Origin of the sequence: Calidithermus chliarophilus DSM 9957 (assembly GCF_000430045.1) — a bacterium.
Lineage (GTDB): Bacteria > Deinococcota > Deinococci > Deinococcales > Thermaceae > Calidithermus > Calidithermus chliarophilus.
In genome coordinates, this window is the sequence record NZ_KE387025.1 from 90513 (window position 1) to 97117 (window position 6605).

General features: G+C 71.1%; 6 protein-coding genes. 1 reads left to right on the forward strand and 5 read right to left on the reverse strand.

Going from position 1 to position 6605, the window contains the following annotated elements; all coding sequences use genetic code 11:
- Nucleotides 1-264: IS5 family transposase (locus tag MEICH_RS0115435; protein WP_027893372.1), on the forward strand; the 264-nt coding region annotated here is incomplete at its 5' end.
- Between the two features lie 256 nt (nt 265-520).
- Here MEICH_RS0115435 and MEICH_RS0115440 read toward each other — a convergent pair.
- The 5 genes from MEICH_RS0115440 to MEICH_RS27295 form a co-directional block, all read right to left on the reverse strand.
- Entirely contained in the window at nt 521-1702 is a 1182-nt protein-coding gene (locus tag MEICH_RS0115440) for a VWA domain-containing protein (RefSeq protein ID WP_027893373.1), read from the reverse strand.
- Nucleotides 1699-3975, reverse strand: coding sequence for a DUF5682 family protein (locus tag MEICH_RS0115445; protein WP_027893374.1), 2277 nt, complete (start codon nt 3973-3975; stop codon nt 1699-1701). The genes MEICH_RS0115440 and MEICH_RS0115445 overlap by 4 nt, the downstream gene beginning before the upstream one ends.
- Entirely contained in the window at nt 3972-4517 is a 546-nt protein-coding gene (locus MEICH_RS0115450; protein ID WP_027893375.1) for a transposase, read from the reverse strand. The genes MEICH_RS0115445 and MEICH_RS0115450 overlap by 4 nt, the downstream gene beginning before the upstream one ends.
- A 31-nt stretch (nt 4518-4548) precedes the next feature.
- A complete protein-coding gene (locus MEICH_RS0115455; RefSeq protein ID WP_036219446.1) occupies nt 4549-5625 on the reverse strand; it encodes an ATP-binding protein in 1077 nt (358 codons plus the stop codon).
- Between the two features lie 8 nt (nt 5626-5633).
- Nucleotides 5634-6605: DUF5691 domain-containing protein (locus tag MEICH_RS27295; protein WP_218916420.1), on the reverse strand; the 972-nt coding region annotated here is incomplete at its 5' end.

Sequence of the window (6605 nt, forward strand, 5' to 3'; positions counted from 1 at the left end):
GGCTACACCGGCGAGCGAGCCCGACAGGATGCTCAGGCGCAAGGTATCCACCTGGAAGTGGTCAAACTGCCCCAGGTCAGGAAGGGCTTCGTATTGCTACCCAGAAGGTGGGTGGTAGAGCGTTCGTTCGGCTGGGTGGCGAGGTTCCGACGGCTCGCCAGGGATTACGAACGTCTGCCACAAACCTTGGCGGGCCTGCACTTCCTGGCTTTCGCCATCCTGCTCCTGTCCCGTTTCGTCAATCTCATGTCCCAATGTGCCTAACACCCTCTAGTGGCCCAATGATACAGGAGAGGCCGGCCCTCCTTATACCAGATTCGGTCAGTTCGTTCCCGAATGGGGACGAACTGACCCGACCGAAGGGATACGCTTTCTTCGCCGACCGTCAGGGAGGGGTGTGCTCTAGGATTCAAAAAGATAGCCTCTGAAGGTCTTTGGTTTGGGTGATTATCTTTTTGAATCCGGTATTAGGGGAAGGGCCGGCGGGTGTGACCCGGGGCGCGGCCGCTGGGCCTCGCCCTTACTTGGCCACGACGATGTCGTTCGCCGCCGCCCACTGCCCGAGGTCTTGCTTGTTGATCGCCGCGGCCATGAGGTCGGGGAACAGGTCGGGGGTGCAGGCGAAGCTGGGGATGCCCATGCCGGCGAACTCGGCGGCGACGGCGTGGTCGTAGGCCGGCCGGCCGTCGTCGGAGAGGGCGAGCAGCGCGATCACCTGCACCCCCGAGCCCGCCAGGGCGGCGGCCCGCTTGAGCATCTCGGCCTGGTTGCCCCCCTCGTAGAGGTCGGAGACCAGCACCAGGATGGTCTCCTGCGGGCGGCTGACCAGGGTCTGGCAGTAGGCCAGGGCCCGGTTGATGTCGGTGCCCCCGCCGAGTTGCACCCCGAACAGCAGGTCCACGGGGTCTTGCAGCTTGTCGGAGAGGTCGACGACCTCGGTGTCGAAGACCACCATGCGCGTCTGCACCGCCTTGAGCGTGGCCAGCACCGCCCCGAACACCCCCGAGTAGACCACGCTCGAGCCCATCGAGCCCGACTGGTCGATGCACAGCACGATGTCGCGCAGCGCCGACTTCCGGCGCCCGAAGCCGATGCGGGTCTCGGGGATGATGGTCTTGTGCTCGGCCTGGTAGTGCTTGAGGTTGGCGCGGATGGTGCGGTGCCAGTCGATCTCGTTGTGCTTGGGGCGGCGGTTGCGGACCGAGCGGTTGAGGCTGCCCGCGACGGCGCTGCGCATGGGCTCGGCCAGCTTGCGCTCGAGCTCCTCCACCACCTTCCGCACCACCAGCCGCGCGGTGTCCTTCGCCCGCGCGGGCATGGTGTCCTTGAGGGCGATGAGGTCGGCGGCGAGGTGCACGTCGGGCGCGAGGTCCTCCATCAGCTCGGGCTCCAGGAGCATCTGGCGCAGGCCCTGGCGCTCCAGGGCGTCCTGCTGCATGACCTTGACCACGCTCTTGGGGAAGAACTCGCGGATGTCGCCCAGCCAGCGGGCCACGCCGGGGCGGCTCTTGCCCAGGCCGCCCTTGCGGCTGTTGGGCTTGCCCTCTTCGCCCTCGCCCTCGTCGTCGCCGTAGAGCCGGGCTAAGGCCGCGTCCATGCGGGCCTCGTCGCCGCCCAGCGGGCAGCCGGTGCCGTCGGCGGAGCCGCCGCCCAGCACCAGCCGCCAGCGCTTGAGGCGTTCGGAATTCTCGCTCGTGTTCATGCCTGCACCCCCAAAAGCCGCGCGACCAGGGGCAGCACCCTGGCGCCCCGCTCGTCGTCGAGGGCGGCGTCGCCTCTGGACGCCGGGGCCCCCGCCCCCGCCTCGGTGTTCCTGGCCTTCTCCCCGATGCTGCGGCGCTCGGGGGCTTCGAAGGTGGAGAAGGTGCGGCGCAGCAGGGGCAGCACCCGCACGAAGGCCTCCGGGCTCAGCCCCGCCAGCCAGTCGTTGAGCAGGCCGAAAAGGGTGTCGTCGTGGATGAGGATCAGGCCGCTGCCCTTGAGGAAGCCCTCGAGCCAGGCGCTCGCCTTCTCGGGCTCGGGGTCGGAGAGGGCCAGCCCCAGCCGGCGGGCGACCTCGGCGAGGTCGTAGACCCCCGCCTCCATCAATAGCCGCACCGCCCGCCCCACCACCAGGCCGTGGCCCGTGACCTGGCCCGCCAGCTTGCCCAGGGTCTCGTGCCAAAGCGCGGTCTGCCCGGCGTCCTGCAAGGTCTGGAGGGCGCCGTGCAGCCCCAGGACGTGGCCGAACATCTCGGCCGCCGCGTCGTCGGAGAGGGCGGCGCAGGCGTTGGGCAGGCCCACGCAGACGCGGGCCACCATGCCGTCGACGGCGTGGGCCACCATCGCGGTGTCGGTCTGGCGCACGTTGCCGTAGCGCAGGACGCGGGCCAGGGGGGGCACCGCCTCCATCAGCACCGCCACGTCGGTGGCCCGGGCGGCCTGGGCCTCGACGGCGCGCATGAGGGCCATCGAGGCGCGGGGCAGCTCGGCCAGGAGCACGTCCTCGAGCAGCCCCGTCAGCACGGGCAGGGGCTGCTCGCCCTGGGCGGCGAGCTCGGCCACCTTGCCCGTGGCGGCCTCCTCGAGGGTGGGGCCGTAGCGCCCCGCCTCGATCAGCGCGACGGCGAACTCCGGCTCCCACTTGAGCTGCCAGGCCTCCTTGAAGGTGCCCTTGCCGCTGCTGTGGGCGGGGTGGGCCCAGCGCACGCCCAGCAGGCGCAGGCGGTGGAAGAGCTGCGAGCGGGCGAGGTCGATCTCCTTGCGCAGGTCGAGCTCGAGGACGCGCACCGCGGCGTCCTGGGTCAGGCGCAGCCGCCGGATCTCGCGGGCGAGGTCCTGCTGCAGCGGCGCGGCGGGGGTCTCGGCCGGCACCGCGCCCAGCCGGTCGCCCACCGTGAGCTGCTCCTCGACGAGCCGCAGCACCGCCGGGTTGCCGAAGGCGAAGGTGGCCTCGGCGGCCTCGTTCATCTCGTCGAGGCCGGGCAGGGACCGCTCGCGCAGGGCGGCGAGGGTGTTGGCCAGCCGCACCGCGTCGATCACCTGCGCGGGGCTGCCCCCCAGGTCCTTCTCGCGCAGCAGGGCCGCGACCTTGGCCATCCAGCGCTCGGTCACGCGGTCGGAGGTCTCCCACAGGTGCTGGTACCAGCCCGGCGAGGTGATGCCTGCCCCGTAGCCGCTCAAGCGCGACAGCCGCCCGAAGGTCCAGGGCACCCAGGTGGCCGAGACCTTGGCCTTTTTCAGGCCCTTGAGCAGTTCGGCGTCGGCTTTTCGCAGCGAAGCCAGGGGCTTTTCCCCGAGCGCGGGCGAGTGCCAGGCCCCGCAGACCACCGCGATCCTCCGGTGCCCCTCTTCCCGCGCGCCGCGGATGTTCTGGCGCATGGCGGCCTCGCGCAGCTGCTCGAGCGGGTCGTCGGGGGGAGCGAAACCGCCCTCCTCGCCCTCGCGCAGCACGGAGATGGCCTCCAGGACCGCCTCGAACACGTCCCCGCCCCTCCGCTCCTCCACCAGGTGGTTCCACCAGCGCTCGAAGTCGGCGTAGCCGGCGGCCTGGGCCAGGAGGCTGAGGGGGTCGGGGGTGGGCGGGGCCGGCTCCGGTGCGGGGGCCGGGGAGGCCGGCTCGAGGGCGGGGGGGTCCTGGGCCTCGCGCTCGAGCGGCTGCGTGGGGGCTGCCGGGAGCTCGCCCAGCCGGTGGCTGAGGGGCAGGTCGAAGAAGCGGGTGGGCACCCCGGCCTTCAGGCCGTAGGTCAGGGCCTGCCACTCGGGGGAGAACTCCGCGAAGGGGTAGAAGGCCGCGTCGGCGGGGTTGTCGCTGGCGTACACCAGCAGCGCCACCGGGGGCTTCATCTCGGGGTGGACCAGCAGGGGGAGCAGGGGATCGGCCTCGGGCGGGCCCTCGACCAGGATGCAGTCGGGCCGGAGGGCCTCGAGCGCCGCTTTCAGGCTGCGCGCCGAGCCCGGCCCGTGGTGGCGGATGCCGAAGATGTGGACGTTCATACGTTTTCCTCGTCGGTGGCCCAGTTGGCGGGGTTGCTGACGATGTACTCGCGGGCGGCCTCAAGGTGGCGCTCGTCGCGGATGATCGTGTCGTAGTAGCGGCCTTGCCAGACCCTGAGGTGCGGATACCTCTGGTGGATCCGCTTGGTGGCCGCGGATTTGAACCCCCCGACAAAGGCGCCGAGGGAGCGCTTGGCGGGTCCTGGGGCGGGCGGGGTTTGTAGGGACGACGCGCGCGTCGTCCCTACAGGGCCGCGGGGAACGGGGGAAGGGGGTTCAGGCGGCTGGATCATGACGATCCCGTGCACGTGGTTGGGCATCACCACGAAGGCGTCCAGGGAGACCTCGTCGCGGAGCAGTTCGGAGCGGTGCCATTCCCACCAGACGATGTCGCCGATCTCGTTCAGCCGCATCTCCCCGCCCACCACCTCGCCGAAGAGGGGCTCACGGCCGTGGGTGCAGACCGTGACGAAGTACGCCGCGCCCTGGGTGTAGTCAAACCCCCGCAGCCGGGGTGATCTCCGATTCGGACCCTTCCACATACCCTTCCCCGCAGGGACTGCGCGTACGGCCCTACACCACCTCGCGGCAGGCGCGGTAGAGGTCCTTCCAGCCGGGGCGCTCCTTGACCACGGTCTCGAGGTACTCCAGGTAGACCACCTTGTCCTGCACCGGGTCCTTGACGATGGCGCCCACCAGCCCCGAGGCGATGTCGGCGGCCTTGAGGCTGCCGTCGCCGAAGTGCCCGGCCAGGGCCATCCCCTGCCCCACCACGCTGATGGCCTCGGCGGTGGAGAGGGTGCCCGAGGGGCTCTTGAGCTTGGTCTTGCCGTCGGCGGTGACGCCGTCGCGCAGCTCGCGGAAGATGGTGACCACCCGGCGGATCTCCTCCAGCGCCGGCTTCTCCCCGGGCAGCTCGAGGGCCTTGCCTAAGCTCTCCACGCGGCGGCTGACGATCTCGACCTCCTCCTCGAGGGTGTCGGGGGTGGGCAGCACCACGGTGTTGAAGCGGCGCTTGAGCGCGCTGGAGAGCTCGTTGACCCCGCGGTCCTTGTTGTTGGCGGTGGCGATGAGGTTGAAGCCCTTCACCGCCTGCACCTCGGTGGAGAGCTCGGGGATGGGCAGGGTCTTCTCGGAGAGGATGGTGATGAGGGTGTCCTGCACGTCGGAGGGGATGCGGGTGAGCTCCTCGAGGCGGGCGATCTTGCCGTCCTGCATGGCCCGCATCAGGGGGCTCTCGACCAGCGCGGCGCGGCTGGGCCCCTCCGCCAGCAGCTTGGCGTAGTTCCAGCCGTAGCGCACCGCCTCCTCGGAGGTGCCGGCCGTGCCCTGGATCAGCAGGGTGGAGTCGCCGGCGATGGCGGCGGCGAGGTGCTCGGAGACCCAGCTCTTGGCGGTGCCGGGAACGCCGTACAGCAGCAGGGCGCGGTCGGTGGCGAGGGTGGCGACGGCGATCTCGATGATGCGGCGGTTGCCGATGTACTTCGGCGTGATCTCCAGCTTGCCCGCCTTGCCGCCCATCAGGTATTCGGTCACGGCCCAGGGCGAGAGCTTCCAGCCCGGGGGCCGGGGCTTGTCGTCGGTCTTGGCGAGGGCGGCGAGCTCTTCGGCGTACTGGACTTCGGCGTGCTGGCGGAGGACCTGGTTCATAACGACACTCACACTCCTTGGGGTACGAAAGCCTGGTGCATCTCGTGGCGGAACTCGAGCAGCCCGGTAAAGCGGGAAAAGGCTTCGAACAGCGGGTGGTCGGGGTTGGCGAAGGCCTGGCGGACGGAGGGGTGGAGGGCAGGGGCGAAGGCGGGGTCGAGGTGGAGGGCGAGCTCGGGCAGGAAGTGCTGCGTGCGCCAGTCGTTCTTCTGCATCTTCTGCCAATTGAGCAGGCTGACGGTGGCGCGCTTGCCCAGGGCCTCGAGGAGCTCGGGGGGGTAGGGCCGGGGGCAGCGGGTCAGGAGCTGCCACTCCAGGCTCTCCGCGCCCAGCGGGCCACTGCCCGACCCCAGGCGCCGCAGGGCCTGGGCCAGAACGCTCCGGGGGGAGAGGGCGGCGAGCAGGTCGGCGCTGGGGACGTGCCTGGCGCCCTCGAGCAGCGCCAGCGCCCAGGCCTCGTCCCGGAAGCGCACGGCGGCCTCAGCCAGCGCCTGCTCGAGCAGCTCGCGCCACTCCTTGTCGGCCTTCACCGCCGGCAGCACCGCCTCGGGGTCGCCCCAGGCGGAGGGGGGCACGCGCCCCAGGATCTGCGCCAGCCACCAGGCCTTCTCCCCCATCCCGTAGGGCGCGCCCTTCTGCTCGACGCCGTCCCGGGCCCAGGCCTTCTCGAACTGCTCGGGCAGCACCACCTCGAGCCGGGCCTGCTTCAACCCCAGCATCCCGGCGGGGGTGAACCTGAGCAGCGGCCGGGCCCGCTCGGCCATGCGCTGCACCAGGCGCGAGCCGGGCAGCCGGCTCAGCAGCTCCTGGGCCACGCCGCGCACCTCCTTGCGCCGGTCGTCGAGGCAGGCCTCGAGGAAGGGCTCGTCGTCGAGGGAGAGGTTTGCCTCCAGCTCCTGCAGCATCCGGGCGCGCGCGTCGTGCGGCTCCTGCGCCCACGCCGCCTCGAGCAGGGCCCGCGCCCGCGCGGGGTCGGCCTG